The following is a 24,889-nucleotide window of genomic DNA, read 5'->3' as shown; positions in this document are numbered from 1 at the left end:
GGTAATGTTGTGTTGTTTTTAATAATAATGAGAAAGCTCATGACAAGCGTCAAGCAGGATGACCAAAAGTTAGTAAAAATTGGATGTGCTTCTGGGTTTTGGGGCGATACCAATACAGCTGCTTTTCAGTTGGTGCATTTGAGTGATATTGATTATCTGGTCTTTGATTATCTATCTGAAATTACTATGTCAATCATGGCTAAAGCAATGATGACTGATCCTAATCATGGTTATGCATTGGATTTTGTTAGTCGTGTGATGTCTCCACTGATTAATAAAATTGCTGAAAAGAAAATCAAAGTAATCAGTAATGCAGGTGGGGTAAATCCCTTAGCTTGTCGTGATGCTTTACAAAAAATCATTGATGAAAAGGGCTTAGATTTAAAAGTAGCTGTGGTACTTGGTGATGATGTATTGCCAAAGCACACCGAACTGCAGCAAAAAAATATCAAAGAAATGTTTAATGGTGAGCCTTTGCCTGCACATGTGGCGAGCAGTAATGCCTATTTAGGTGCTGTTGCTATTCGTGACGCTTTGGATTTGGGTGCAGATATTGTGATTACAGGTCGGGTGGTCGATTCGGCGGTTGTGCTTGCACCCTTATTGCATGAATACAAATGGTCACTGGATGATTATGACAAGTTGGCACAGGGCTCATTGGCAGGGCATGTGATTGAATGTGGTGCTCAATGTACAGGTGGGAACTTTACCGATTGGCGTTTAGTACAAGGCTTTGACAACATGGGCTTTCCAATTGTAGAAGTCAGTGCAGATTCCTCTTTTGTTGTGACTAAACCACAAGGTACAGGTGGTTTAGTGTCGACTGCAACGGTCGCAGAGCAAATCGTTTATGAAATAGGTAATCCACAAGCCTATTTACTTCCTGATGTAACAGCTGATTTTAGTCAAGTCTATTTAGAACAAGTGGGTGATGATCGAGTTAAAGTCACAGGTGCAACAGGTCGAGCACCAACTCAACAATATAAAGTGAGTGCCACTTATGCCGATGGTTATCGTGTTTTAGTCAGTTTCTTAATCGCAGGTCGCGAAGCGCCTGAGAAAGCACAAACCATTGCCAATGCCATTATCAATAAATGTGAGCGTGTATTGGCTTTACGTTCTGTTCCTCCATTTACAGAAAAATCGATCGAAATTTTAGGTATTGAAAGCACCTATGGGGCACATGCACGCATTAAAGAAAGCCGTGAAGTCGTGGTCAAAATTGCAGTCAAACATATGTTTAAAGAAGCATGTATGTTCTTCGCTTCGGAAATCGCACAAGCTTCTACAGGTATGGCACCTGCATTAGCGGGCATTGTCGGTGGTCGTCCTAAAGCTTCTGCAGTCGTGAAATTGTTCTCTTTCCTGATTGATAAAGATCAAATCAAGGTTGAAGTTGATTTTGCTGGTCAGCGACATCCTGTTGAGATTCCTACTGGCTCAGCTACACAGAATTTTGTTCCCCATCCAACTGGTGAAGTCGTAACTTATCAAGGCGATGAAATCGAAGTGCCTTTGATTGAGATTGCTCATGCTCGTAGTGGAGATAAAGGTAACCATAGCAATATTGGTGTGATTGCGCGTAAAGCAGAATATTTGCCGTGGATTCGAGCGGCGCTCACTGAAGCAAATGTTTCAGACTATATGCAGCATGTTTTAGATCCAGAAAAGTCAAAGGTCATTCGTTATGAATTACCTGCGATGAATGCACTGAATTTTATTTTGGAAAATGCCTTAGGTGGCGGTGGGATCGCAAGTTTACGCATTGATCCCCAAGGTAAGGCTTTTGCACAGCAATTGTTAGATATGCCAGTCAAAGTACCAGCGAAATTGTTAGAAAAATAAGTAAGGGATGTAAATCAAATGGGTTATCAATCAATTTTCAGAGCAGATGCATTTGACGACAAAGTGATTATCGTCACAGGTGGCGGCTCAGGTATTGGACGCTGTACAGCACACGAGTTGGCATCTTTAGGTGCTCAAGTTGTGATTACAGGTCGAAAAATTGAAAAGTTAGAAAAAACTGCAGCAGAAATTAGCGAAGATGGTGGAAAAGTCCATTTTATCGTTTGTGATAACCGTGATGAAGAACAAGTCAAAAGTATGATTGCTGAAGTCATTGAAAAATTTGGCAAGCTTGATGGTTTAGTGAATAACGCAGGTGGGCAATTTCCTTCGGCTTTGGAAAATATTTCTGCTAATGGCTTTGATGCTGTGGTTCGTACTAACTTGCATTCTACATTCTATTTAATGCGTGAAGCTTATAACCAATGGATGGCTAAACATGGGGGCAGCATCGTCAACATGACCGCAGATATGTGGGGTGGTATGCCAGGTATGGGGCATTCAGGTGCAGCACGCTCAGGAGTAGATAACCTGACTAAAACGGCTTCAGTAGAATGGGGTAAATCGGGTGTGCGCGTCAATGCAGTTGCGCCAGGATGGATTATTTCATCAGGTATGGACAACTATAGTGGTGACTTTGCCAAAGTAATCATTCCAAGTTTGGCAGGTAATGTTCCGCTAAAACGTATGGGTACAGAATCTGAAATTTCTTCAGCAATTTGTTATTTGCTTTCTGATGCAGCGGCTTTTGTTTCAGGGGTAACTTTACGTATTGATGGTGCTGCATCTCAGGGAACACGCATGTATCCATTGGCAGATGCAACCAATAGCCAGTCTTTTAATGGTTTCCATCGTGCTTTTATTCCAGAAATTTTTAAAGACAAAGCTGGAGAATAAAAAGAATGACCATTCTCCAATCTGAAATTGCAGTCGGTAGTGAGCAATATCAACAAAACCGTGAAGCTTTGTTGAATCAAATTGCGGAAGTACGTGCAGTACAGCAAAAGAGTATTGATAAATCTTATGCGGCTAAACCAAAGTTTGATAAGAAAGGTAAAATTTTGCCGCACGAACGTGTGCGCTTACTATTGGATGCGGATTCACCTTTTGTCGAGTTGTGTGGCTTAGTCGGCTACAACATGCATGATGATAAAGAAGGTTCAGAAGCAGGTGGCGGTATTATTGCGGGTTTGGGCTTTGTTAGTGGTGTGCGATGCCTTGTCTCTGCGAGTAATAGTGCGATCAAAGGTGGAACTATGTCACCGATGGGTGTACAGAAAACCTTACGCTTACAGAAAATAGCACTTGAACAAAAGCTACCGATTGTTACTTTAACGGAAAGTGGTGGGGCAAATCTTAATTATGCCGCTGAAGTATTTACCTATGGCGGTATGACCTTTGCCAATCAAGCACGGATGTCTGCGGCAGGGATTCCACAAATTTCGGTGGTACATGGTAATGCCACAGCAGGTGGAGCATATCAGCCTGGTCTGTCTGACTATGTGATCGCGGTGCGCAAACAAACCGAAATGTTACTGGCTGGTCCGCCATTGTTATTGGCTGCGACTGGTGAGGTGGCAACGGCTGAAGAGTTGGGCGGTGCTGAAATGCATACCCAAGTTTCAGGTGTAGCAGAATATTTGGCGGAAAATGATGCAGATGGGATTCGACTTGCTCGTGAGATTTTAGAGCATTTGAATTGGAAGGAACAAACCACTAGTCTAAATCAAAACTACAAAGAACCGCGTTTCGCGCCTGAAGAGTTGCTTGGCATTATTCCCAAAGATCCAAAGCAACCTTTTGATATGAAAGAGGTTGTAGCTCGTATTGTTGATGATTCAGATTTCCTTGAGTTTAAACAGGAATACGATGCTTTAACCGTATGTGGTTGGGCGAAAATGGGTGGCGTACATATTGGCATTATTACCAACAATGGACCTATCACACCACAAGGTGCGGTCAAAGCAGCACAATTTATTCATCTGTGTGAGCAGACCAAACGACCACTTTTATTCCTGCATAACACCACAGGTTTTATGGTGGGAACAGATGCTGAACAGAACGGCATCATTAAGCATGGTTCGAAATTAATTCAAGCAGTTGCGAATGCGACTGTACCGAAAATCTCGATTATTGTGGCTGGCTCCTACGGTGCAGGCAACTATGCGATGTGTGGGCGTAGTCTCTCTCCAAGTTTTATCTTTGCATGGCCAAATTCACATGTTGCGGTAATGGGGGCAGCACAAGCGGGGAAAGTGTTGCGTATCGTCGCAGAAGGTAAACAGAAAGCTTCTGGAATGGAACCGAATCCGCAAATGTTGGATTTCCTAGAGCAAAGCACTGCGATGAAATTAGAACAGCAATCGACTGCTTTGTTTAATACAGCAATGTTGCATGACGATGGCATTATCGATCCAAGAGATACGCGTAAAGTCCTGATCTTCTTGCTACAAACCATTTATGAAGCACAACAACGTGAACTTAATCCAACACGTTTTGGTGTATCGAGATTTTAAAAAATCCCTCCCGACCTCCCTTTAAAAAAGGGAGGAGTTCCCCTCTTTAATAAAGAGGGGTTAGGGGAGATTAAATTTAAGGAAAAAATAATGAAATTTACCGCAGAGCATGAAGCATTACGTCGTACCGCACGTCAGTTTGTAGAAAATGAACTAAATCCATTTATTCCAGAATGGGAAGCAGCGGGACGCTTTCCGATTCATGACGTGTTTAAGAAAATGGCAGATTTAGGTTTGCTGGGTATTTGTAAGCCAGAAGAAAATGGCGGTTTGGGTTTGGATTATTCATATAACCTTGTTGTCGCTGAAGAATTAGGGCGTGCAGCATGTGGTGGTGTGCCATTGGCGATTGGTGTGCAAACCGATATGGCAACACCTGCACTTGCTCGTTTTGGTAGTAAAGAACTGAGAGAAGAGTTTCTGAATCCTGCGATTCGTGGTGAATATGTGGCATCAATTGCAGTTTCAGAAGTGCATGCAGGTTCAGATGTTGCAGCGGTTAAAACCACCGCAAAAAAAGATGGTGATGATTATGTGATTAATGGCAGCAAAATGTGGATTACTAATTCACTGCAAGCAGACTTCTTCTGTTTACTTGCCAATACCTCTGACGACAAACCACACGTCAATAAATCAATGATTATTGTTCCTGCGAAGACTGCAGGCATTAGTTTCTCAGAACCACTGAATAAGCTAGGAATGCGCTCCACCACAACGGCTCAAGTTTATTTCGATAACGTTCGTGTACCACAGCGCAATCTGGTGGGTGCTGAGGGTATGGGCTTCATGATGCAGATGATGCAGTTTCAGGAAGAACGTATGTGGGCATGTGCGAATGCTGTGGGTGGTTTGGAAAATGTGATTCAACAAACCATTGATTATACGAAAGAACGAACGACATTTGGTCAGCCACTCATCAATAATCAATATGTGCATTTCCGTTTTGCTGAATTGATGACTGAAGTTGAAGCGCTAAAAGCACTTACTTATCAAGCTTGTGAACAACACATTGCTGGTGAAAATGTCACCATGATGGCTTCGATGGCAAAGCTCAAAGCAGGGCGCTTAACTCGAGAAGTGGCGGATAGCTGCCTACAATATTGGGGTGGAAATGGCTTTATGTGGGAGAACCCTGCATCACAGTTGTATCGTGATGGACGTTTAGGTTCGATTGGTGGTGGTGCAGATGAAATCATGCTCGGAATTATCTGTAAATTGATGGATATCTTGCCGAAGAAGCAGAAATAAGGCAGGGGAAGATCATGACGCTTTCAACTTCTCTAACTGATTTACAAGTGGATGAAAGTCTCCAACTTGAACAACAGGGCAGTATTTTAACGATGTGGCTTAATCGACCTGAAAGTCGCAATGCCATGAGTCTCAACATGGTCAATGCCATTCAACAGGTCTTTGCTCACATTGCTGACGATGTTTCGATTCGTGCTGTGATTTTACGTGGTAAAGGCGGACATTTCTGTGCAGGCGGTGACATTAAAGATATGGCAGCACTCCGTGTAGAGGCGGCGAATGTGGGTAGCTTACAGCCATATGTTGATTTTAACCGTCGTTTCGGTGCCATGATTGAACAAGTTGATCAAGCGCCACAAACCGTGGTTGCGGTATTAGAAGGTGCGGTATTAGGTGGAGGTTTTGGCTTGGCTTGTGTTTCTGATATCGCGATTAGTCTCGATACGGCACAGTTTGGCTTACCTGAAACAGGCTTAGGTGTTTTGCCAGCGCAAATTGCACCTTTCGTAGTTAAACGCATTGGATTAACACAAGCGCGTCGTTTGGCATTGTTAGGTTCTCGTTTCAATGGTGAGACTGCTCAGAAGTTAGGTGTAGTACATGATGTAGTATATGATGAAAATGAGCTCGAGCAGCTACTGAGCGATACAGTTCAACAAATCAAACGTGCTGCACCATTGGCCTCTCGCAATACTAAAGCATTACTACATCGTACTTTGAATGAACCTTTAGATTCTCTACTTGATGATGCTGCACAGCAATTTGCGCAAGCTGTCGGTGGAGTAGAAGGTCAAGAAGGTACGATGGCATTTATTCAAAAACGTTTACCAACTTGGACTGAGCAATGATGAAATTTTCAAAAGTTTTAGTCGCAAATCGTGGTGAAATCGCAGTTCGAGTGATGCAAACAGCGAAAGCGATGGGCTATCAGACAGTTGCTGTATATTCAGATGCAGATGCCAATGCTCGCCATGTTCAAGTGGCTGATGAAGCTGTATACATTGGTGCATCTAAAGTCTCTGAGTCTTATTTGTCGATCACCAATATTATCGAAGCCTGCAAAAAGACTGGTGCCGATGCTGTTCATCCTGGATATGGATTTTTATCTGAAAATACTGATTTCGCCCAAGCTTGTAGTGATCATGGCATCACTTTTATTGGTCCAAATGCCGCGGCGATTCATTTGATGGGTAGTAAGCGTTTGTCAAAAATTGCCATGATTGAGGCGGGTGTACCTTGTGTACCGGGTTATGAAGGTGATCGACAAGATATCGAATATTTAGCAGAACAAGCAGAAAAAATTGGTTTCCCCTTGATGGTGAAAGCATCTGCTGGTGGTGGTGGGCGTGGTATGCGCTTGGTTCACCAGTCTGCTGATTTACTCGAAGCTTTAAAAACAGCGCGTTCAGAAGCCGAAAATGCATTTGGTTCAGGCGAACTCATTATTGAAAAAGCAGTGATCGCACCTCGTCATGTGGAAATTCAAGTATTTGGTGATACGCATGGCAATTACGTTTATTTATTTGAACGAGACTGTTCAATTCAGCGCCGTCATCAGAAAGTAGTCGAAGAAGCACCTTGTCCCGTGATGACACCTGAATTACGTCAGCAAATGGGCGAGGCTGCTGTTGCTGCCGCCAAAGCTTGCGACTATATCGGTGCAGGTACAGTTGAATTCTTACTTGATCAATCAGGTGAGTTTTATTTCCTGGAAATGAATACCCGTTTACAGGTTGAGCATCCAGTAACAGAAATGATCACGGGCCTCGATTTAGTTGAATGGCAACTACGTGTCGCAAATGGTGAAACTTTACCTCTACAGCAGCATGAACTCACTTTAAATGGGCATGCAATTGAAGTGCGTTTATATGCAGAAGATCCACGACAGGATTTCTTGCCTCAAACAGGAAAGGTACTCAGTTGGCAACCTGCAGGCTCTGATGGAATGTTACCAAATGTTCGGATTGATCATGGTATGTTAGAACAGGGTGAAATTAGCCCGTTTTATGATCCAATGGTGGCGAAGATAATTGCTTATGGTAAAACTCGTCAGGATGCGATTCGTCTGTTAGCGCGTGCAGTAGATGATTGTGTGCTATTGGGTGTGAACAGCAATAAACAGTTTTTGGTGAATTTATTACGTCATCCAATTGTCGTGACAGGTGATACCAATACCGCATTTATTCAACAACATTTTCAGGATGATGTCAGCCTTCATCAACAGGCACCAAGTTTGGAAATCCTTGCGGTTGCTGCAGCAGTGTTCACTCAACTGAACCAAGCGAAAGTTTCATGGCAAACGGGTATTTCTGTGCCTTTCCCATTAAAACTGAAATGTGCTGATCAACAACTATTACTTCATGTCCAAACAGATCATGATCAACTGATCGCTATGCTATGTGATCAGCAAGTCAAGATTAAGATTCTAGCGATTCAAGATACACAGATCATTTATGATGTAGATGGTATACGCCGTAAATTGAGTTATGTACTTGATCAAAATCAGCTTTATTTAGATACAGCGAATGGCAATCTCATAATAGAGAATAGCACTTACGCAGAACCTGAAGCGGTTGAAGTTATCGGTGACGGAAAGATTCGAGCGCCAATGGATGGTGCAATTGTGAATCTATTGGTCAACGCTGGTGATACCGTTACCAAAGGTCAAACTTTATTGATCTTGGAGGCGATGAAAATCCAGCAACAGATTAAATCTGATGTGGATGGTGTTGTTGATGAGCTCATTGGTCAAGTCGGTCAACAAGTGAAAAAACGACAATTGTTATTAAATGTCGCAGTTGCTTAAAGCTTATTAATTAAAAAGCTAGGTTTGACCTAGCATTTTAATAATTTTTCTACAGTATTGAGTGAGCTTCTCGAATTTCCTTTTAATTCTTGTGTTGCAAACTCTGCCAAAGCTTGTTCATGTGCCAATAAATATTGCAGAAAGGTTTGAGTCTGAGCATCAGCGTGTTGATTCATTCTCTCAAACGTTTTCATAAACGGTTCAGTGCCTTGTTTAAGTAAATGCATCGCAACTTTCCAAGGAAGTTTTGCCATCGCAATCCCAGATGCTTTGGCTTGTAATTTAATATGTGGTCGAATCTTTGCGGTATGACCATTTTGAATCAAAAACTGCTGTAACTTATGCAAAGTTTGAGTTTCTAATTGAGCCAAGACATTCCATTTATATTGTTGCTCAGTCGAGCGGGTATGCTTTGCTGCATTCAGAAAAACCAATTCACCTAAGATTTCAGATTCTAGTGCGGTATTTAAGTCATGTTGCAGTTTTGGGTAATTCATTCCATTGATTTCCAAAAAAGAAGCTTTTCGTGAGTTTTACTTTTACCTCAGTATAGGTGAAAAAATGAGATGCTGAAATAGTCGCCATCTGTATATCAGATGGCATCAAAATCAAGGAAACAGATTCGATCGCAAGCTTTCAAGACGTTGTTGATACTGCTTTTGCCACTCAGTTTCGGAAAGCTGAGACTTGAGCGGTTGCATTTCTTGTTGCAGTTGTTTGAGTGCCTGTTGATATTGATCCACTTTTTGCTGCTGCTGTTGTTCACGTTGTTGCTTAAATTGCAGGTCTAATTGCTCTTGTTGTGTGAGATAGCGTTGTTGTAATTCTCGTTTTAGACGTTGAGTTTCAGCAGTCGGTTGTTTTTCATCAAGTAGCTGAACAGCTTGTTCATAACGAGCAAAATTATCCTCTTGCTCCATTAATCGAGGATATTCTTGTTGAAGCGTTTCTAATGCAGCTAATCGTTGTTCAGGGTTCAATTGCGTACTCTGTTTAAGTTTCGCATAAGCAAAACGATAATCTGCATATTCACGTTCTTGTCCAAAACCTAAAGCCGCTTCGTCTTTGCCTAGCATCTGTTCTCTAAGTTTCCAAATTGCATCAAAGCGTTCTTTGGGGGATAGCGCCGTTGATAATACTGTACTTTGCATTTGCTGTTCATATTGCGGCATACGCTTCAATAAATTTTGCACAGTTTGAGCGAATTTTTGATCAGGATAGGCATTAAGTGCTTTTGTTAATGCAGCATTGCAGTCATCTAAATGGCAACTGGCTCGGTATTGATTTAAAAACTGGTTAATATTGCCTGGATTTTTTGTAAAGCCTGTAACTGTGTCTGTAATGATTGTTGCAATATCTCATCCTTACTTCTGTTTTGTATATCATTTGAATTAGACACAGTGTGATTGGAGGACTGTTCATTTTTGGTTTGTTGCGTAGCAGCGGAAGAGGTGGTGCTCTTCCAAACTGCAAACGCAATTAAGACCAATAGAACAATAAGGCATGTGATCCATAGTCTTTTATTCATAATACTTCCTACTTAGGGACCGTAGTTAAAATGTCCCATCACAGGGAAGTGATCTGATAAATCCCAAGTCATATAAAGCGGATCTGCGGTAGAACGTAAAATACGAACGTCATTGCGAGATTGAATAGGCTGACGATGTGTATTTGAAGAAACGACATAATCTAAATATTCAACCGTTGTTCCACCCGAACCAGCTGCGCCAGCTAGTTTGTTGACACGTGGGTCAAAAGTTGAAGCAGTGTAACCAGTACTGATTGGTGCAGTTGCATTAAGATTGGTCAGCATATCTTGATAATCTTGCGGCCATAAGAATTTATTTACATTAAAGTCACCACCCATTAATACCGCATCGAAGCTAGGAATATTTTGCTGATTAACTAATTGACGGATTTGTTTAAATTGGACTTGTCGTAATGCACGTGCTTCATCTGTATCGAAGGAAGCCGTGTGGGTGGATGTTACGTGATAAGCTTTTCCATTTTTGATGATCTCAGCATAAATTACACCTTTGTCAGCAAAACAATCTGTTCCTGTACAATCTGGATAAATCATTTCAGCTGTTTTTACGATTGGATATCGACTTAAAACAAGGACACCACTGTCATATAAGTTATAGCCTGAACCAACTGGAACATGGGTTTGATATGGATATTGTTGGGCTAGTTGATTCAGCATACTAGTCCGTGATGATGAAAATGCTTCTTGAAGCAAAATGACATCATATCCATTTAAATGATTTGGTAACTCTGCTAGGCGTTCGCTAATTTTGCTTGCAACCATAGGCAATGCATAAATATTGTATGACAGTACTTTTAATTCATCTGCGCTATTGGATACAGGTTCTTGCACTGTGTTTTGGTGAATTGTGTAGTGGAAATCATCATACCCACCCGTATATTCAGCTTTGACCGCAGCCTGAGCAGATAAGCCTGCATAAGTTGTATTAATTCGATGAATTGCACGATCAGAATACCATGGCGATGTCGTGGTTGCTGTTTGGATACCATGCTTAATCGTACTACCTGTCCAAGTTCCTGTCATGGTTTGTTTGAGCGTTACTTGTGAATTTCCACTCGTTACAACAGTGTCAAAATTATAGGTTTTACCTGATTTTATGCCTGAGTATCGATTCATTCGCAGCACGCGTTTAGTCTCATAGGGTGCGATTTGAGTCGCTTCCTGAGCCCACTCATTTCCAGCTTGTAAAATATGCGTTCCAGTTTGAGTGATTTGTACAGATACCGTTTGAGGTGTTGTATTCGTGACAAATACATAAGAATCAGCATATGCATTTTGTGCAGATACGCCACCTGCTAAAAGCATAACCCCAGCGGCAAATTTAAAGCTGTCCAGCTTCATCGTTCTTCTCCGTTAAATTTAATTATTTGTGAACAAACTCCTTTTCATAATCATTTAAATTTTCGTTTTTGAATATTTTTTGGGTTATGATTTGTTCGAAAATAATCATAATTGAAAAATATTTATAATTCATTTAATTTTTTTTACCATTCATCTGAATTTGTATGATTTATCTTGTTGTTTAAGCATATTAAAAACTGGATAAGTAGGGTTTGTTCTGAATAGTTGGGTTATTTGCAATACTTCAAAAAAGAAAATTATAGAATGTGGATTTTCGAAATTAAAAAAGCTCTGACAAATTGATCATTCATCAGAGCTTAATTTATGCGTTATGAATTATGCTTGATCAGCTTCTATGATTGCTGCGCTTGCTTGCTTAAGGCTATATAACAATTGACCAAGTAATACGTCTTTGTTGCTTAAAGTCACCATAACCATTGGGTGGTGGGGGGCAGGGATTGAGGTCAGGATCGCCTTACCATTTTCTGCATCTAAAGTAATACTTTGACAGCCAGTAAGTTGAATCTCTTTTAAAAAGGCACTCACCATAGCCAGAATAGAACTACTCACCGCAGCAAGCTTAGTACTATTATATGGATTCTTCTTGTAAACTGATGCCAATTCAAAACCATCTGTAGAGCAGAGCATAATATAATCAATGCCACGAATATTCATCAATATGTCATTGGCTTGAGCTTTAGCCAAATGGATCAACTCCTTTGGCGCTGTACGTTGTTGACTTGGAATGCTGAACATAATTCTTCTCTTTCAAAATGATTAATTCGTTGCTCTCAGATTGACTTCTAATGCTGCAATCAGTGATTCAATCATCAGCAGAATGTGTTCTTGTTTTCGGGCATCAATAAAAAACAGAGGATATTGATACTCATTTTGAATTAACCAATCTCGATAAATTGAAATCGGTTGCCCTTTATTTTCATCAACATGCGTGATGCCGATCGAAATATTTTGTGTATAGTCTTTAAAAGTATCTAAATAGCCTTCTAGCTCCTCTAAAGGAACTTTACTATTATGATCAACCAAGATAATTACACCCAAAGCACCTTGGCAAATAACTGGCCAAATGAAATCAAATCGTGCTTGTCCAGGTGTTCCATAAAGTCCAATTTTAACACCGTCATCTAAAGTAATTTCACCATAATCAATGCCAACAGTTGTTTGCATTTTATTATGTGCTTGACTGTCTGTATTAAATGCTTCGGTTGCAAGCACAGGAATTTCGGAGAGTGATTTAATCGCTTCAGTTTTACCTGCACCCATGCTTCCTGCAAATACAATTTTATATTGTTGAAGAATCATAGAATTCCTTATAGCCCAAATCGGCGTCGGATTTTGCCGAAAAACTTATTTAAAAAGCCTTGTTGTTCGTTAGAGGCTTTGGTTTCCTCTAATTTTAAATAATGACTTTCTGACGCTGGGATAACACCGCCATTATTTGAAATAATGCATGCGGAAATAAATAGTTGAACCGTTTGAATAGGGAGTTTGAGTTGCGTAGCAACCTGTGAAAGTTGTGCTCCTTGTATAAAACATGCTGAAAGTAAAAGTGCAATTTTTCGATCTGTGCTTTGATGTGGTTGAGGCCAATACTCAATTTTGTAATATTCGTTTTCTTTAGGCGATAGCTTTTGAAATTCAGAAGAATGCCAAAAAAGATTCCATAACCAGTCTTGTAAGTCATATTCGACTTTACGAGAAACCTTAATAAAATCAGATGTAGTAGCAAATTTATAGTTAAAACTATGATTTGTTTGTGTATTTAGTCGAGTTGGCTCTAACCATGCAATTTGGCTACGTGTATCAATGATGGCTAAAGTGCCATGATCATCAAAGATGTGTAATCTTGCATTTTCTGGATTAAACATTTCAGCAAGAAACTTTTCATTTATTGCATCATGTTCTATCTTCAATTCATTTGTAGTTTGTTGTGGTTGGTGACTAGCCAAATAACTTAATAATCTATGTTGAATCCAGTTTTTTAATGCATCTCCTTGCTGAAATGGCAGATAAAGTGTGTTGTTTTCTTCTATAGTTGATGAATCGTGATGTCCTTTAGATACTTTTAAGCAGGGTAATTGTTTTTCTTTAATAATTCGCTGGATACCTTCAGTATCAAAAAAATTTTCATTTATTAGTAGCAAGTCTATATTTGGATCGGCGATGTTTATCCAATTAATGCCAAATTCATTCGGTATTGTTTTTCTAAGTTCTATTTTTAATTCGTCTGAAACTTTTAAACTTATACCTGAAATTGCGATATTAATGCAATGTCCATTCATAGTATCACTTTAATGTTTTATAAAAAATTGGACTGCACAAAATTAGTCATAATCAATGACTAATAATAGACCTCTCATATATTTTTATATTTTAATGGAATATAAAAATATACAAGAAGTCTAGTATATAATGTAACTAGATAATACTAATTAAGCAAAATCTAATTCTTTTTCAAACGTTTTAAGTTCGTGACGAGCCATAGCAAGGTTTGACTTGCTGCGGTCTAAAACAAGATAAAGGAACAAATTGCCATTGCTTTCTAGAGGACGAATAAGGTGATAAGCCTTACCTAAAGTAATCAAAATATCTTCGATATCATCGTTAAGTTTCAATGAGTTAGCTACACGCCGCTTTGCGCGGATTACTTCTGTATTACCAGCTGCTGCTAGTTCTAAATGGCTTTGTTGCACAAACCTATCTGTAAAGGCTTTTTCAGCGATATAATTTTCAAATGAAGAAGCCTACACACAAAATCTACCGCACAACCAATTGGCCCGCATATAACCGAGCACTTATGAGTCGCGGAAATATTGCCATTTGGTTTGATCCGGCTACGCAATGGTATGCTCCATCAAAAGGCAAACAAGGGCGAAATCAAACCTACTCCGACGCAGCCATCCAATGCTGCTTAATGATTAAATCCTTATTCCGTCTGTCTTTACGTATGGTTACTGGCTTTGTGCAAAGTCTGATTAAACTTTGCGGATTAAATTGGATAGCTCCAGATTACACCACGCTTTGTAGAAGACAAAAGCATATTGATATTGTAATCAGCTACCAAAAAAGTCGTGATGGGCTGCATCTACTCATGGACTCTACAGGCATGAAGTTTCTAGGTGAGGGCGAATGGAAGCGCAAGAAACATGGACCTGAATATCGTCGCCAATGGCGTAAACTTCATATTGGTATAGATGCTAAAACCCTACAAATACGAGCAGTTCAGCTTACAACCAATAATGTCAGTGATTCACAGGTGCTTGGTGATTTACTTAATCAGATTCCACAAGATGAGCAGATTGACTCTGTTTATACCGATGGAGCTTATGACACCAAGCAATGCCGTCAGGTCATTGCAGATCGGCAAGGGCATGCGGTGATTCCACTTAGAAAAAATGCGAAACCATGGAAAGATACAAAGAGTAGCTCGCTAGAGCGAAATGAATTACTTCGAACAGTTAAGCGTTTAGGCAGGACACTATGGAAAAAATGGTCAGGCTATCATCGGCGAAGTTTGGTTGAAACTAAGATGCATTGCATCAAATTATTAGGAGATAAACTCAGTGCAAGGAGTTTTGATAGCCAAGTGAATGAGATCCATGCACGTGTAGCAGTCCTTAACAGATTTACGGAATTAGGTCGACCACTTACCCAAGTTACGCCTTAAATTTGGCTCAATTAGGGGCGCTTTGCATTTCAAATCTTTGTGCAACAAAGCCGTTCTAAATCAATTGATCCCCCACCTTGAGTTGCTAGTGCTAAACCGCTTTCTGTATCTACTAACGCTGCTGCAACGAACCCATCAATATTTGTTAAGCTTTCTAGTGAAATTTTAGCCATGATATTATCTCTACTAATACATCTTGTTTATGAATTTATATTCCCTACTTTTGTTTTAGATTATTCTTCAAAAGCAGTTAATATCATTATAGGAATCTATAAAATTAAATCAATTGGGCTTTAAAATAATTTAATTCACAAGATGGCTGTAAATTGACAATTTTTTTCAAGCTATCAAAATAAAATAATAATTGAGGACTATATTTTAATTTTATTGTGAGTTGTTTCACATAAATAAATAGGTTTAAGTAGGTTTAAGTAGGTTTTTTGATTGTAAATAAATGTAAATAGAATGTTACTTAGACAAGCTTAAAAATTTTATCAGAAAATAAGTGTGCTTATAAGGTATTGATTCAGCAGGTAATAAATACCTGCTGAATCTTTCTGACGTGTTTAGTTGATCATTAATTGGCTGTATGAACAATACATAAATAGCAAAATGACCAATGCAACAAATGGTGAAACAATGTACGCCCATTTTGGCGAGTCAATCATGTTTGTTTCATTTTCTTCAGTAATATCATTATGATGCGGTTGTGCTTGATTTACCATTTGATTGAACTCCTGCATGGTTGCTTCTAATGAAATATCTATTTGCTCAACTGGTTTTGAGCCAATTAACTCATTTAATTGAGCACTTGACCAAACCCAATCATCTGCCTGGCCAGAAAGATGTTCGATTTGTCCTAATAACAATTCTGACATCCCAATTTGACCAAAATGACCTGTTTGATCGAGTTGATTTAATTCATTGAGTTGAAGAACAAGAATCTCTGAAATACTTGTTTCTAAGTCATTGGGAGCTAGTGCTGACTGATTATGCTGTGAGGTCGTAAGATGCCTAGCAATTTCTTGTATATACAGAGGATCCGCAGTTTGGATTTCTTGATATAGTTTTTTAGCGTTTTGCTTCCAGAGACTGATTAGGCGAGCAAGTGCAAGAGCATTGATCTCCTGAATGAAGACAGCCTTTTCTTTTACCGAATACTGATTTAAGAGTTGAGGTTTTTGAATTTTTATTTGTTCAGCAAAATATTGGACTAGGTCAAACGCCATATTCGATTTCCTTTTATTTTAATCTAAAATTCTAAGGGACGGTTTTTTCTTACTTGGTTCAGCAACTTCTGTTGATGGAGCTGTTTCAGCAACATTGTTTGTTTCTACAGCATCATATTCGCTTGGGTCAAAGAATAACCCCTGACCATTTTCTCTCGCATAGATGCCCAAGACAGCCTGAATAGGAACGTAGATGTCTTTTGCTACACCACCAAAACGCGCTGAGAAAGTAATGGCCTCATTACTCATATGTAATTGATGAATAGCATGTGGCGCTAAATTCAAAACAATTTGACCATCTTTCACAAATTGTAAGGGCACTTCGGTATGCGGTTGGGTTGCATCTACGAGTAGATATGGTGTGAGTTGGTTATCACAGATCCATTCATAAATTGCGCGGGCAAGATAGGGGCGTGTAGGGCTGAAATTCAATTGCTCTGACATAACTTATAAGCTTATTAAATCGTTGAAATTAACTCATTGTAGCTGTTTTTTTCTTGTGGTGTCATTGATTTGATAAATGCTGGTCTGTTGAAGATGCGGTGACAGTAAAGAAAAATAGGGCGGCAGTGCTGTTGGGGTAATTCAACCCCCATGTTTTTAAGTCGTAAAAAAATAGGGGCTAAGATACAGTCCAAAATCGAAAATGTTTCAGACATAAAAAAAGGGAAATGTTGAAATAAAGGCGTTAGCGAAATAAGCGTATCTCTTAGCTCTTTTTGTGCTTTTTGCTTAAGTTCTAAATTTAATGTGTCTGCGTGCTTTAGCATGTGATCAGCAAGTTTGAACCAGTCTTGTTCAAAACGCCATATATATTGACGTTGTTCGGCTCTTGCCATCGGTGCGTCAGCATACAGCTTATTTTGACGATATCGATCATCTAGATATTCTGAAATTACGGTAGCTGAAAATAGTTTTAGATTTTGTTCAATCAGCATGGGTAATTGATTGTAGGGATTAAGATCAGCGAGATCTTCATCTTCATGATCTGTGATAATTAGATGATATTTGATTTGCTTTTCAGCTAATAAGAAACGAATCCAATGTGAGCGGAAATCATCTGCATGACTATACAACGTAATGCCTTGAATAGGCGTATTTTCAACCGATGACATATCACAAAACTAATTATATAAACGTTTTAGCATACTAAAAAAATCATACAAAAGCATCTTTGAATTCTTTTGTTTAATCTAAAATAAAAAACCTCGGAAAAATCCGAGGTTTTTGTCCAATTCGTAAAACGATTAACGTTTAGAGAATTGAGGACGTTTACGAGCTTTACGTAAACCAAGTTTCTTACGTTCAACTTCACGAGCATCACGAGTAACGAAGCCAGCTTGACGAAGAGCAGGTTTTAAAGTTTCGTCAGCAGCGATCAATGCACGAGTAATACCGTGACGGATAGCGCCAGCTTGACCACCAATACCACCACCTTTAACAGTGATGTAAAGGTCATATTTTTCAGTTACTTCTAAAAGCTCTAAAGGCTGACGCACAACCATACGAGCAGTTTCACGACCGAAATATTGCTCTAAAGTACGATTGTTGATTACGAGTTTACCTGTACCAGCTGATAAGAAAACACGTGCAGTTGCGGTCTTACGGCGACCTGTACCATAGTTTGTAGCCATGTGCTGTATCCCTTAGATGTCCAAAACTTGTGGCTGTTGAGCTGTGTGAGGATGCTCAGCACCAGCATACACTTTCATTTTCTTGATCATAGCATAACCAAGAGGACCTTTTGGCAACATACCTTTTACAGCGCGTTGGAAAATTTCTTCTGGTTTGTGAGCAACTAACTTTTCGAAGTTAGTTTCACGGATACCACCAGGGAAACCAGTGTGGCGATAATATTTTTTATCTAGAGACTTGTTACCAGTTACTTGAACTTGTTCAGCATTGATAACAACGATGTAATCACCAGTGTCAACGTGAGGAGTATAAGAAGTTTTGTGCTTACCGCGTAAACGACGAGCGATTTCAGTCGCAAGGCGACCTAAAGTTTTGCCAGAAGCATCAACAACGTACCAGTCGTGTTGAACTTCAGCTGGCTTAGCGCTGAGAGTTTTCATTAACCACTACCTATTATAGTTGGTTTGAGCAAGGAATCGCCCAAACAAAAGGAGACCGAATTCTACATGAATTAATTGATCATCACAACAATAATCCTTTGGAAATGTCATATTTTGTGAATATTCGACCAGTTTTGTAATGTTCTTAAAATTAAGTGTCAGAAACGAATTTTAGCTTGTTAGGGACTCAAAACTGCCCTATTATTTTTATACCAAATATTTAAAAAATAGAAGTACTTATATGTTTTTTGGGGGAATTTGATGGACTCGTCGTTTTTTTTAAAAATTGCCATAGCTGTCTTGCTTTTACAGTTAAGCATAACCCAAACACATGCTCGGAAGCTCTATAAATGGGTGGATAGAAATAGTATTACAAATTATTCAGAATTTCAGCCGAAGGAAGGGTCGACACGCAAACTTGAGGTTTTGGAAAGTCGTGGTAATGAACATGTTGATCCGATGATGGCTGTCACAGCTGAAATGAAACCTATCGAAATTCCAGTTGATCCGATGAATCTTCAGGGAACATCGAGTTCAGCTGCTGCAACTCAAACAGTGAAACCTTCGACTCAAACTGTTGTGAAACAAGGAGTGCTTGCTGCTCAGCCTTATACAACTCCAATGAGCAGCACAGTTGTATCAAATGTAATTCAGAAGAAAGAATCACAGACTGAGCTTGCTCAACAAACTAACGATAAAAAAGAAACTCCGATTAATCCTGTGGCTGATAAAGCTGCAAGTACTGTAGTTGTGACTGAGAAAACTGCGAATACAACGATCACTATTGAGAAAAAGGAAAAGCCACAAGCAATCGTGGTTGCTCAACCTGAGAAAAAAGATAAGCCTAAAATTAATCCATGGACGAGAACACCAACTTTCTCACCTTCTAACTTAGTGCCATCTAATTTGCCAAAAGTAAAAGTGCCTTAAATTTTGCTCAAATTATTTTTGATATTTCACTGAGTACCAAAAATAAAGCAAATGCACTCAATCAAAATTTAATAGCGGTATATAATAGTTAGCATTGAAATCAAGTTAGGTCTGTAAGATGCTGCCGTTATATGTCACGTCAGGTGAGCCAGCTGGCATCGGTCCTGATATTTGTCTTAATTTGGCAAATAGACAAGATTTGCGTCCCGTTGTCGTTTTAGCTGATATAGATATGTTGAAACAGCGGATAGAACAACTCGGGCTTGAGGTTGAATTAGTTCTATACTCAGGTCAGACTGAACCGAGTTTGAATGGTCAATTATACGTCGAGCATATTGCTCTTGCTAAACCTGTCATTTTAGGCTGTTTAGATGCCGAGAATGCTTCTTATGTATTAGAACAACTTCATCGTTCAGCTGATTATGCCTTGTCTGGAAAAAGCGTAGGTGTTGCGACAGCTCCTGTACAAAAGTCGATTATCAATGATGCAGGAATTGTCTTTAGTGGACATACTGAATATTACCAAGAGTTTGCTCACGTTGATCGTGTTGTGATGATGTTAGCAACTAAAACCTTACGTGTAGCATTGGCGACAACGCATTTGCCATTACGTGATGTTCCAGATGCTATTACTCAAGAGCGATTGCATCAAGTCATTGATATTTTGATTCATGATTTAAAAACAAAATTTAAAATTAACCAACCACGTATTTTGGTATGCGGGTTGAATCCTCATGCAGGTGAAGATGGTTATTTAGGACGTGAAGAGATTGATGTGATCAATCCTGTTTTGGAAGAGTATCGTGTTCAAGGTGTCCAAATGAGTCTGAGCTTACCAGCAGATACTTTGTTTACCTCTGAAAATTTAAAAGATGCGGATGCAGTTTTAGCCATGTATCACGATCAAGGTTTACCTGTGCTAAAATCACAGGGCTTTGGTGAAGCAGTCAATATTACTTTAGGCTTGCCATTTATTCGAACTTCGGTTGATCATGGTACAGCACTTTCTCTTGCTGGTACTGGGCAAGCAAAAGCGTCTAGCTTGCATGTCGCAGTTGATTTAGCACTTGATCTCGCTCGTGATTGATTAACGAGCCAATTATTCGCATTGGAATTATTATGTATCAAATTAATGCCCTAAACCCTAAAGATGAAGGGCATCAGGCTCGAAAACGTTTTGGTCAAAACTTTTTACATGATCAACGTGTGATTGCCAAAATTGTACGCTCAGTGAATCCTCGTGCGGGCGACAATATAGTTGAAATTGGTCCAGGTTTAGCGGCTTTAACTTCTCCATTGATCGGTGAGTGCGATGCTTTAACCGTAGTCGAACTTGACCGAGATTTGGCAGCAGGTTTACCTGGTCGAGTACCACATCCTGAGCGACTCACTATTGTTGAAGCAGATGCTTTGAAATATGACTTTACCCAATTATTCCAAGAAGGGCGTCCGCTCCGCGTAGTAGGGAACTTGCCGTACAATATTTCAACGCCATTGCTTTTTCATCTCTTAGAGTTTGGCGATAAAGTCAAAGACATGCATTTTATGCTGCAGAAAGAAGTAGTGGATCGTATTACTGCCGAACCAAACACCAAAGAATATGGACGTTTATCTGTAATGATTCAGTATTACTGTAAACCAACGTTCTTATTTGAAGTGCCACCAGGTTCCTTTAACCCACCACCTAAAGTGACTTCAGCCGTGTTTCGTTTGGAGCCTTATGAGACGAAGCCAATTATTGCAAAAAATGAAAAAGCTTTGGCTCGCTTAGTTGGGCACGTCTTTACACAACGTCGTAAAACATTGCGTAATAGTTTGAAAGGTATGTTGGCTGAAGACGGCTTTGAGAAAGCTGGTGTAGATCCGATGGCTCGTCCTGAAACATTAAGTTTGGCTGACTTTGTGGCTTTATCTGACCAAATGGTGTCTTGATGTCTAAACGCTATAACTATGTGATTGGTGATGTGCAGGGTTGTTTTGAAGCATTAAAAGCACTTTTAAAAGAGATCCGTTTCGATCCTGATCAGGATTTTCTTTGGTTCGCTGGTGATTTGGTCGCGCGTGGTGAAAACTCGGTCGGTGTATTGCGTTTCGTCAAAAAACTTGCTGATCGTGGTGCTGCTGCAACTGTATTAGGTAATCATGATCTGACATTGATTGCCTGTGCACGTGGGTTTAAGAAAATCAAAGACAAAGATCGGACTCAAGATGTAATTGATGCGATTGATGGTGATGAACTCATCGATTGGTTGCGCAAACAGCCATTAAGTTTGTCGCCAAATGCCACTACGCTTATTACCCATGCTGGGATTCCCCATATTTGGTCAGCTGAAAAAACCGTGGAGCTTGCTCAAGAGGTGCAACACGCTGTCGGACATGAAGATCTGAGCGTTTTGGATGCTTTTCTGCGGGAAATGTATGGAGAGCAACCTGATTTGTGGACTGATGAATTATCAGGTGCTGAGCGTTTACGATGTATTACCAATTATCTGACTCGTATGCGTTTAACGGATATTGATGGGCGTTTAGAGTTTAAATTTAAAGATGCTTTAGATGCTCCAATGCCTGAAGGGTTTAAGCCTTGGTTTGAATATGAAAGTTTGGCTGCGAAAACACACCATATTATTTTTGGGCATTGGGCAGCTTTACAGGGAAAAACAATTAATGCCAACATTCAGAATGTAGATGGTGGTTGTGTTTGGGGGCAGCGGTTGCTTGCATATCGTTTAGAAGATCAGCAGATCTTTGCGATAGATAATCCAATACAATAGTTTTTCTATATTTTATAAAATGCCCAGTATTTATCCGATATTGGGTATTTGTTGTTATGGCTTGTCAAAAAACTGTCACATCCTGATCATTAAAGTGTCAAAAAATATTTATAAGCTTTAAAGCATGAAAATAACGACACAAATGGATGGCGATATGCAAAGTACATACGCGACATCTCTTTTAGAGCAAGAACAGTTTCCTGAAAGCTTTAAGTTTTACTTTAAAAGGAAGCAACTTAAAAACAAACAAGATGAATTGTCTGAACTTCGAGATTTAGTTCGCCCACGTTTAAGAATCGCAATTGTTACTGAAACTTGGCCACCAGAAATTAATGGTGTCGCGATGTCGATGATGCAATTGTGTCAAGGATTACAAAGATTAGGGCATAAAATTTTATTGGTACGCCCGATCCAAAAAGAAGTATGTACAGAATTTCACCCTGATCAAGAGTGCTTAGTGCTGTCACAACCTGTACCCAAATACCCAAGTGTTCAGTTCGGTTGGCCACAATATCTTAAAGTTTCCAAAGCTTTTGAAAAATTTGCGCCTGATGTTGTGCATATCGTGACAGAGGGGCCATTAGGTTTAACAGCCTTACAAGCTGCGAAAAGTAAAAAAATTGCAGTCTCAAGTGGATTTCATTCAGCTTTCCATGATTTTAGTCGTTTTTTTGATTTGGCTTTTTTAGTCAAACCCATCCAGCGATATCTAACATGGTTTCATAACAGTACTGACGTAACCTGTGTCCCTAGCCAATTTACTGAACAAGCATTACGCAGTTTTGGTGTGACATGTCCGTTGGTTGTGGTTGGTCGTGGAGTGGATGTAGAAAAATTTTCGCCCAAGCATCGATCTCAAAAACTACGTCAAAGTTGGGGGGCTGATACAGATACTCGCGTGATGCTATATGTGGGGCGTTTATCTCCAGAAAAAGAAGTAGATGTTCTCATTAAGAGCTTTCATGCATTACAAGCTCAGCAAGGTTGCAATATTAAGTTTGTGATCGTTGGCGATGGTCCTGATCGTGTCCGTCTAACAAAATTAGCAAACTCAAAAGATATTATTTTTACTGGTAATTTGAGTGGACAAGATCTTGCCGCTGCTTACGCGAGTGCGGACGTTTTTACCTTCGCTAGTCAGGCAGATACCTTTGGGAATGTCGTTTTAGAAGCGATATCAAGTGGTCTAGCCGTTGTTGCTTATGATTATGTTTGTGCTCATCAGCACGTCAAACATGGTCAGACTGGCTGGCTAACACCTTTGGGTAACACAACTGAATTTGTTGAATTAATCTGTAATTTACCTGCGATAACGCAATTAAGAGCAATGGGGCAACTGGCGAGTGAAAGCGTTCAGTCGAATAGCTGGCAGTATCCCGTACAACAATTAGAACAAGCACTGTATCAGGTCGCAAAGGAGTCTCCCATGACCGTGACCTAAGCAATTCTCATTAAGAGGAGAAAAAATATGAAATTTGAAAATGCAAAAATAAAAATGCTCGATCTCGATTTAAAAGGCTGTGTTTACCTTAACCATCTATCACAGTCACAACGTATTGCACTATTTTTTAAAACGATTAGTCGTTTGGGAGATGGACCATTTTGGTATGTCATGTTGTTGTCTGTTTGGACAATGCAGGGTTTGGCATACGGTCTGAATATACTCTATCTCGTTGTGATGGGTTCTATAGGGACACTCATTTATAAATTCTTGAAAAATAAAACGACCCGTCCTCGACCTTATCAAGTGCATCAGGTGATTGTACTAGGTGAGCGACCTTTAGATCATTTTAGCTTTCCTTCGGGGCACACTTTGCACGCAGTGATGGTGACAATCACATTAGGTTATATACAACCACTTTTACTCATTCTGATGTTGCCGTTTACCATACTGGTCGCTTTATCTCGTATGGTGCTTGGTCTGCATTATCCGAGTGATGTGATTGTTGGTGCGATCATTGGTGCATCGGTAGCTAGCACCATTATCTTACTCGCGCCAAGTTTTAACGTGATTTTATGATATTTTTGGTGGTCATCACTATCTCTTAAAACACATCATTTGTTAAAGTACGTTCAATAATCACATTCTATTAGGTTAACTCATGGGTTTACGTTGGACAGATACGATTGATATTGCGATTGAACTCACTGAAGCACATCCAGATGTGGATCCACAATGGATTCGTTTTACTGATTTACATGCATGGGTTTGCGCATTACCAGACTTTAGCGATGATCCAAATAAGTCGACAGAAGGTTTGCTTGAAGCCATTCAAATGGCTTGGTTAGACGAAGTTCGTTAAAAATTTATCACAAATCTCAGAACTTTTAGATATTCAAGCTGATTATTAACGATTACATCGGTATAATGCGGCAAATTTTTTAGTTTACACATAATAGGAGTCAATCATGGCGATTGAACGTACTTTATCTATCGTAAAACCAGATGCAGTTTCTAAAAACCACATCGGTGACATTTTTGCTCGTTTCGAAAAAGCGGGTTTGAAAATCATTGCGACTAAAATGAAACACCTTTCTCAAGCTGATGCTGAAGGTTTTTATGCAGAGCACAAAGAGCGTGGTTTCTTTGGTGATTTAGTTGCTTTCATGACTTCTGGTCCAGTTGTTGTATCAGTTCTTGAAGGTGAAAATGCAGTTCTTGCTCACCGCGAAATCTTAGGTGCTACAAACCCTAAAGAAGCTGCTCCAGGTACGATTCGTGCTGACTTCGCTGTAAGCATTGATGAAAATGCTGCTCACGGTTCTGACTCAGTAGCTTCTGCTGAGCGTGAAATCGCTTACTTCTTTGCTGATAACGAGATTTGCCCACGCACTCGTTAATCCAAAGTATTCAAGCCAGATAAGTGGTATACTACTTATCTGGTTTTTTGTTTTTT

At 39.7% G+C, this 24,889-nt stretch carries 25 protein-coding genes and 3 pseudogenes; 15 read left to right on the top strand and 13 right to left on the bottom strand.

Annotated elements, in window-relative coordinates:
* Nucleotides 1-39: 39 nt before the first annotated feature.
* The 6 genes from Q9Q86_RS10030 (at nucleotide 40) to Q9Q86_RS10005 (ending at nucleotide 8,415) form a co-directional block, all read left to right on the top strand.
* Nucleotides 40-1,845 carry an acyclic terpene utilization AtuA family protein gene (locus Q9Q86_RS10030; protein WP_112987557.1) on the top strand — a complete coding sequence of 602 codons (1,806 nt, stop codon included), beginning with the start codon at nucleotides 40-42 and terminating at the stop codon, nucleotides 1,843-1,845.
* A gap of 18 nt (nucleotides 1,846-1,863) precedes the next feature.
* Nucleotides 1,864-2,742 carry an SDR family oxidoreductase gene (locus Q9Q86_RS10025; protein WP_112987556.1) on the top strand — a complete coding sequence of 293 codons (879 nt, stop codon included), beginning with the start codon at nucleotides 1,864-1,866 and terminating at the stop codon, nucleotides 2,740-2,742.
* 5 nt (nucleotides 2,743-2,747) lie between these two features.
* A complete protein-coding gene (locus tag Q9Q86_RS10020; protein WP_112987555.1) occupies nucleotides 2,748-4,361 on the top strand; it encodes an acyl-CoA carboxylase subunit beta in 1,614 nt (537 codons plus the stop codon).
* 90 nt (nucleotides 4,362-4,451) lie between these two features.
* Nucleotides 4,452-5,609: an acyl-CoA dehydrogenase family protein gene (locus Q9Q86_RS10015; RefSeq protein WP_112987554.1), complete on the top strand. Its 1,158-nt coding sequence runs from the start codon at nucleotides 4,452-4,454 to the stop codon at nucleotides 5,607-5,609.
* 14 nt (nucleotides 5,610-5,623) lie between these two features.
* Nucleotides 5,624-6,457, top strand: a complete 834-nt coding sequence (locus Q9Q86_RS10010) for an enoyl-CoA hydratase/isomerase family protein (RefSeq protein ID WP_112987553.1) — start codon at nucleotides 5,624-5,626, stop codon at nucleotides 6,455-6,457.
* Entirely contained in the window at nucleotides 6,457-8,415 is a 1,959-nt protein-coding gene (locus Q9Q86_RS10005) for an acetyl/propionyl/methylcrotonyl-CoA carboxylase subunit alpha (protein WP_112987560.1), read from the top strand. The genes Q9Q86_RS10010 and Q9Q86_RS10005 overlap by 1 nt, the downstream gene beginning before the upstream one ends.
* A gap of 29 nt (nucleotides 8,416-8,444) precedes the next feature.
* Here Q9Q86_RS10005 and Q9Q86_RS10000 read toward each other — a convergent pair whose 3' ends face one another.
* The 7 genes and pseudogenes from Q9Q86_RS10000 to Q9Q86_RS09970 form a co-directional block, all read right to left on the bottom strand.
* On the bottom strand, nucleotides 8,445-8,912 hold the full coding sequence (locus tag Q9Q86_RS10000) for a hypothetical protein (RefSeq protein ID WP_112987552.1): 468 nt from the start codon (nucleotides 8,910-8,912) through the stop codon (nucleotides 8,445-8,447).
* Between the two features lie 111 nt (nucleotides 8,913-9,023).
* Nucleotides 9,024-9,943, bottom strand: a pseudogene (locus tag Q9Q86_RS09995) (lipase secretion chaperone).
* A gap of 12 nt (nucleotides 9,944-9,955) precedes the next feature.
* Nucleotides 9,956-11,302 (bottom strand): sphingomyelin phosphodiesterase, encoded by a 1,347-nt coding sequence (locus Q9Q86_RS09990; protein ID WP_112987551.1) that lies wholly within the window; start codon nucleotides 11,300-11,302, stop codon nucleotides 9,956-9,958.
* Nucleotides 11,303-11,638: 336 nt separating this feature from the next.
* Nucleotides 11,639-12,058, bottom strand: coding sequence for a roadblock/LC7 domain-containing protein (locus tag Q9Q86_RS09985; RefSeq protein ID WP_005402056.1), 420 nt, complete (start codon nucleotides 12,056-12,058; stop codon nucleotides 11,639-11,641).
* A gap of 21 nt (nucleotides 12,059-12,079) precedes the next feature.
* The gene (locus Q9Q86_RS09980) at nucleotides 12,080-12,622 is read right to left on the bottom strand and encodes an ATP/GTP-binding protein (RefSeq protein WP_004909026.1); all 543 of its coding nucleotides are present in this window, start codon (nucleotides 12,620-12,622) and stop codon (nucleotides 12,080-12,082) included.
* 8 nt (nucleotides 12,623-12,630) lie between these two features.
* Nucleotides 12,631-13,602: a hypothetical protein gene (locus tag Q9Q86_RS09975; RefSeq protein ID WP_004964145.1), complete on the bottom strand. Its 972-nt coding sequence runs from the start codon at nucleotides 13,600-13,602 to the stop codon at nucleotides 12,631-12,633.
* 150 nt (nucleotides 13,603-13,752) lie between these two features.
* Nucleotides 13,753-13,998: pseudogene (locus tag Q9Q86_RS09970) on the bottom strand (roadblock/LC7 domain-containing protein); the annotation flags it as partial.
* A gap of 56 nt (nucleotides 13,999-14,054) precedes the next feature.
* Here Q9Q86_RS09970 and Q9Q86_RS09965 point away from each other — a divergent pair.
* The gene (locus Q9Q86_RS09965) at nucleotides 14,055-14,987 is read left to right on the top strand and encodes an IS5 family transposase (protein WP_041525416.1); all 933 of its coding nucleotides are present in this window, start codon (nucleotides 14,055-14,057) and stop codon (nucleotides 14,985-14,987) included.
* 53 nt (nucleotides 14,988-15,040) lie between these two features.
* Here the strand turns inward: Q9Q86_RS09965 and Q9Q86_RS09960 are convergent.
* From Q9Q86_RS09960 to rplM, 6 genes and pseudogenes are all read right to left on the bottom strand, one after another.
* Nucleotides 15,041-15,160 (bottom strand): annotated as a pseudogene (locus Q9Q86_RS09960) (roadblock/LC7 domain-containing protein); the annotation flags it as partial.
* Between the two features lie 393 nt (nucleotides 15,161-15,553).
* Entirely contained in the window at nucleotides 15,554-16,216 is a 663-nt protein-coding gene (locus Q9Q86_RS09955; protein ID WP_087539375.1) for a hypothetical protein, read from the bottom strand.
* Between the two features lie 18 nt (nucleotides 16,217-16,234).
* Nucleotides 16,235-16,660 carry a ClpXP protease specificity-enhancing factor gene (locus Q9Q86_RS09950; RefSeq protein ID WP_087539377.1) on the bottom strand — a complete coding sequence of 142 codons (426 nt, stop codon included), beginning with the start codon at nucleotides 16,658-16,660 and terminating at the stop codon, nucleotides 16,235-16,237.
* Between the two features lie 14 nt (nucleotides 16,661-16,674).
* The gene (locus tag Q9Q86_RS09945; RefSeq protein ID WP_112987460.1) at nucleotides 16,675-17,331 is read right to left on the bottom strand and encodes a glutathione S-transferase N-terminal domain-containing protein; all 657 of its coding nucleotides are present in this window, start codon (nucleotides 17,329-17,331) and stop codon (nucleotides 16,675-16,677) included.
* 132 nt (nucleotides 17,332-17,463) lie between these two features.
* Nucleotides 17,464-17,850, bottom strand: coding sequence for a 30S ribosomal protein S9 (gene rpsI / locus Q9Q86_RS09940; protein ID WP_004909015.1), 387 nt, complete (start codon nucleotides 17,848-17,850; stop codon nucleotides 17,464-17,466).
* A gap of 12 nt (nucleotides 17,851-17,862) precedes the next feature.
* Nucleotides 17,863-18,291 carry a 50S ribosomal protein L13 gene (rplM, locus tag Q9Q86_RS09935; protein ID WP_004909012.1) on the bottom strand — a complete coding sequence of 143 codons (429 nt, stop codon included), beginning with the start codon at nucleotides 18,289-18,291 and terminating at the stop codon, nucleotides 17,863-17,865.
* 261 nt (nucleotides 18,292-18,552) lie between these two features.
* Between rplM and Q9Q86_RS09930 the strand changes: the two genes are divergently transcribed.
* The 8 genes from Q9Q86_RS09930 to ndk all read left to right on the top strand — a co-directional run bounded on the left by Q9Q86_RS09930 (nucleotide 18,553) and on the right by ndk (nucleotide 24,833).
* Nucleotides 18,553-19,221, top strand: a complete 669-nt coding sequence (locus Q9Q86_RS09930) for a hypothetical protein (protein ID WP_112987461.1) — start codon at nucleotides 18,553-18,555, stop codon at nucleotides 19,219-19,221.
* A 118-nt stretch (nucleotides 19,222-19,339) separates the two neighbouring features.
* On the top strand, nucleotides 19,340-20,308 hold the full coding sequence (pdxA, locus tag Q9Q86_RS09925; protein WP_004909007.1) for a 4-hydroxythreonine-4-phosphate dehydrogenase PdxA: 969 nt from the start codon (nucleotides 19,340-19,342) through the stop codon (nucleotides 20,306-20,308).
* 32 nt (nucleotides 20,309-20,340) lie between these two features.
* Complete coding sequence (rsmA, locus tag Q9Q86_RS09920) at nucleotides 20,341-21,153, top strand: 16S rRNA (adenine(1518)-N(6)/adenine(1519)-N(6))-dimethyltransferase RsmA (RefSeq protein WP_004950303.1); 813 nt, start codon at nucleotides 20,341-20,343, stop codon at nucleotides 21,151-21,153.
* Entirely contained in the window at nucleotides 21,153-21,992 is an 840-nt protein-coding gene (locus Q9Q86_RS09915; protein WP_112987462.1) for a symmetrical bis(5'-nucleosyl)-tetraphosphatase, read from the top strand. Before rsmA ends, Q9Q86_RS09915 begins: the two co-directional genes overlap by 1 nt.
* Before the next feature lie 124 nt (nucleotides 21,993-22,116).
* Nucleotides 22,117-23,433: a glycosyltransferase family 1 protein gene (locus Q9Q86_RS09910; protein WP_171293790.1), complete on the top strand. Its 1,317-nt coding sequence runs from the start codon at nucleotides 22,117-22,119 to the stop codon at nucleotides 23,431-23,433.
* A 27-nt stretch (nucleotides 23,434-23,460) separates the two neighbouring features.
* Nucleotides 23,461-24,012, top strand: a complete 552-nt coding sequence (locus tag Q9Q86_RS09905; RefSeq protein WP_004908998.1) for a phosphatase PAP2 family protein — start codon at nucleotides 23,461-23,463, stop codon at nucleotides 24,010-24,012.
* 82 nt (nucleotides 24,013-24,094) lie between these two features.
* Entirely contained in the window at nucleotides 24,095-24,295 is a 201-nt protein-coding gene (gene iscX, locus Q9Q86_RS09900; protein WP_004652532.1) for a Fe-S cluster assembly protein IscX, read from the top strand.
* Between the two features lie 106 nt (nucleotides 24,296-24,401).
* Nucleotides 24,402-24,833, top strand: coding sequence for a nucleoside-diphosphate kinase (gene ndk, locus Q9Q86_RS09895; protein WP_004908995.1), 432 nt, complete (start codon nucleotides 24,402-24,404; stop codon nucleotides 24,831-24,833).
* The last annotated feature ends 56 nt before the right edge of the window (nucleotides 24,834-24,889 follow it).

Origin of the sequence: Acinetobacter sp. A22 (assembly GCF_030913345.1) — a bacterium.
GTDB lineage: Bacteria > Pseudomonadota > Gammaproteobacteria > Pseudomonadales > Moraxellaceae > Acinetobacter > Acinetobacter junii.
Note: the sequence above shows the minus strand (reverse complement) of the source record. Positions and strands in the feature narration are given on the sequence as shown.

What these genes read in the sequence shown, in the direction of transcription:
- Q9Q86_RS10020 (WP_112987555.1), top strand. Translation starts at nt 2,748, where the DNA reads ATGACCATTCTCCAATCTGAAATTGCAGTCGGTAGTGAGCAATATCAA.
- Q9Q86_RS10000 (WP_112987552.1), bottom strand. Translation starts at nt 8,912, where the DNA reads ATGAATTACCCAAAACTGCAACATGACTTAAATACCGCACTAGAATCT.
- Q9Q86_RS09915 (WP_112987462.1), top strand. Translation starts at nt 21,153, where the DNA reads ATGTCTAAACGCTATAACTATGTGATTGGTGATGTGCAGGGTTGTTTT.
- rpsI (WP_004909015.1), bottom strand. Translation starts at nt 17,850, where the DNA reads ATGGCTACAAACTATGGTACAGGTCGCCGTAAGACCGCAACTGCACGT.
- iscX (WP_004652532.1), top strand. Translation starts at nt 24,095, where the DNA reads ATGGGTTTACGTTGGACAGATACGATTGATATTGCGATTGAACTCACT.
- Q9Q86_RS09990 (WP_112987551.1), bottom strand. Translation starts at nt 11,302, where the DNA reads ATGAAGCTGGACAGCTTTAAATTTGCCGCTGGGGTTATGCTTTTAGCA.
- Q9Q86_RS09975 (WP_004964145.1), bottom strand. Translation starts at nt 13,602, where the DNA reads ATGAATGGACATTGCATTAATATCGCAATTTCAGGTATAAGTTTAAAA.
- Q9Q86_RS09930 (WP_112987461.1), top strand. Translation starts at nt 18,553, where the DNA reads ATGGACTCGTCGTTTTTTTTAAAAATTGCCATAGCTGTCTTGCTTTTA.
- Q9Q86_RS09955 (WP_087539375.1), bottom strand. Translation starts at nt 16,216, where the DNA reads ATGGCGTTTGACCTAGTCCAATATTTTGCTGAACAAATAAAAATTCAA.
- Q9Q86_RS09980 (WP_004909026.1), bottom strand. Translation starts at nt 12,622, where the DNA reads ATGATTCTTCAACAATATAAAATTGTATTTGCAGGAAGCATGGGTGCA.
- Q9Q86_RS09910 (WP_171293790.1), top strand. Translation starts at nt 22,117, where the DNA reads ATGAAAATAACGACACAAATGGATGGCGATATGCAAAGTACATACGCG.
- Q9Q86_RS09965 (WP_041525416.1), top strand. Translation starts at nt 14,055, where the DNA reads ATGAAGAAGCCTACACACAAAATCTACCGCACAACCAATTGGCCCGCA.
- Q9Q86_RS09945 (WP_112987460.1), bottom strand. Translation starts at nt 17,331, where the DNA reads ATGTCATCGGTTGAAAATACGCCTATTCAAGGCATTACGTTGTATAGT.
- Q9Q86_RS09905 (WP_004908998.1), top strand. Translation starts at nt 23,461, where the DNA reads ATGAAATTTGAAAATGCAAAAATAAAAATGCTCGATCTCGATTTAAAA.
- rplM (WP_004909012.1), bottom strand. Translation starts at nt 18,291, where the DNA reads ATGAAAACTCTCAGCGCTAAGCCAGCTGAAGTTCAACACGACTGGTAC.
- ndk (WP_004908995.1), top strand. Translation starts at nt 24,402, where the DNA reads ATGGCGATTGAACGTACTTTATCTATCGTAAAACCAGATGCAGTTTCT.
- Q9Q86_RS10015 (WP_112987554.1), top strand. Translation starts at nt 4,452, where the DNA reads ATGAAATTTACCGCAGAGCATGAAGCATTACGTCGTACCGCACGTCAG.
- Q9Q86_RS09950 (WP_087539377.1), bottom strand. Translation starts at nt 16,660, where the DNA reads ATGTCAGAGCAATTGAATTTCAGCCCTACACGCCCCTATCTTGCCCGC.
- Q9Q86_RS10025 (WP_112987556.1), top strand. Translation starts at nt 1,864, where the DNA reads ATGGGTTATCAATCAATTTTCAGAGCAGATGCATTTGACGACAAAGTG.
- pdxA (WP_004909007.1), top strand. Translation starts at nt 19,340, where the DNA reads ATGCTGCCGTTATATGTCACGTCAGGTGAGCCAGCTGGCATCGGTCCT.
- rsmA (WP_004950303.1), top strand. Translation starts at nt 20,341, where the DNA reads ATGTATCAAATTAATGCCCTAAACCCTAAAGATGAAGGGCATCAGGCT.
- Q9Q86_RS10010 (WP_112987553.1), top strand. Translation starts at nt 5,624, where the DNA reads ATGACGCTTTCAACTTCTCTAACTGATTTACAAGTGGATGAAAGTCTC.
- Q9Q86_RS09985 (WP_005402056.1), bottom strand. Translation starts at nt 12,058, where the DNA reads ATGTTCAGCATTCCAAGTCAACAACGTACAGCGCCAAAGGAGTTGATC.
- Q9Q86_RS10030 (WP_112987557.1), top strand. Translation starts at nt 40, where the DNA reads ATGACAAGCGTCAAGCAGGATGACCAAAAGTTAGTAAAAATTGGATGT.
- Q9Q86_RS10005 (WP_112987560.1), top strand. Translation starts at nt 6,457, where the DNA reads ATGAAATTTTCAAAAGTTTTAGTCGCAAATCGTGGTGAAATCGCAGTT.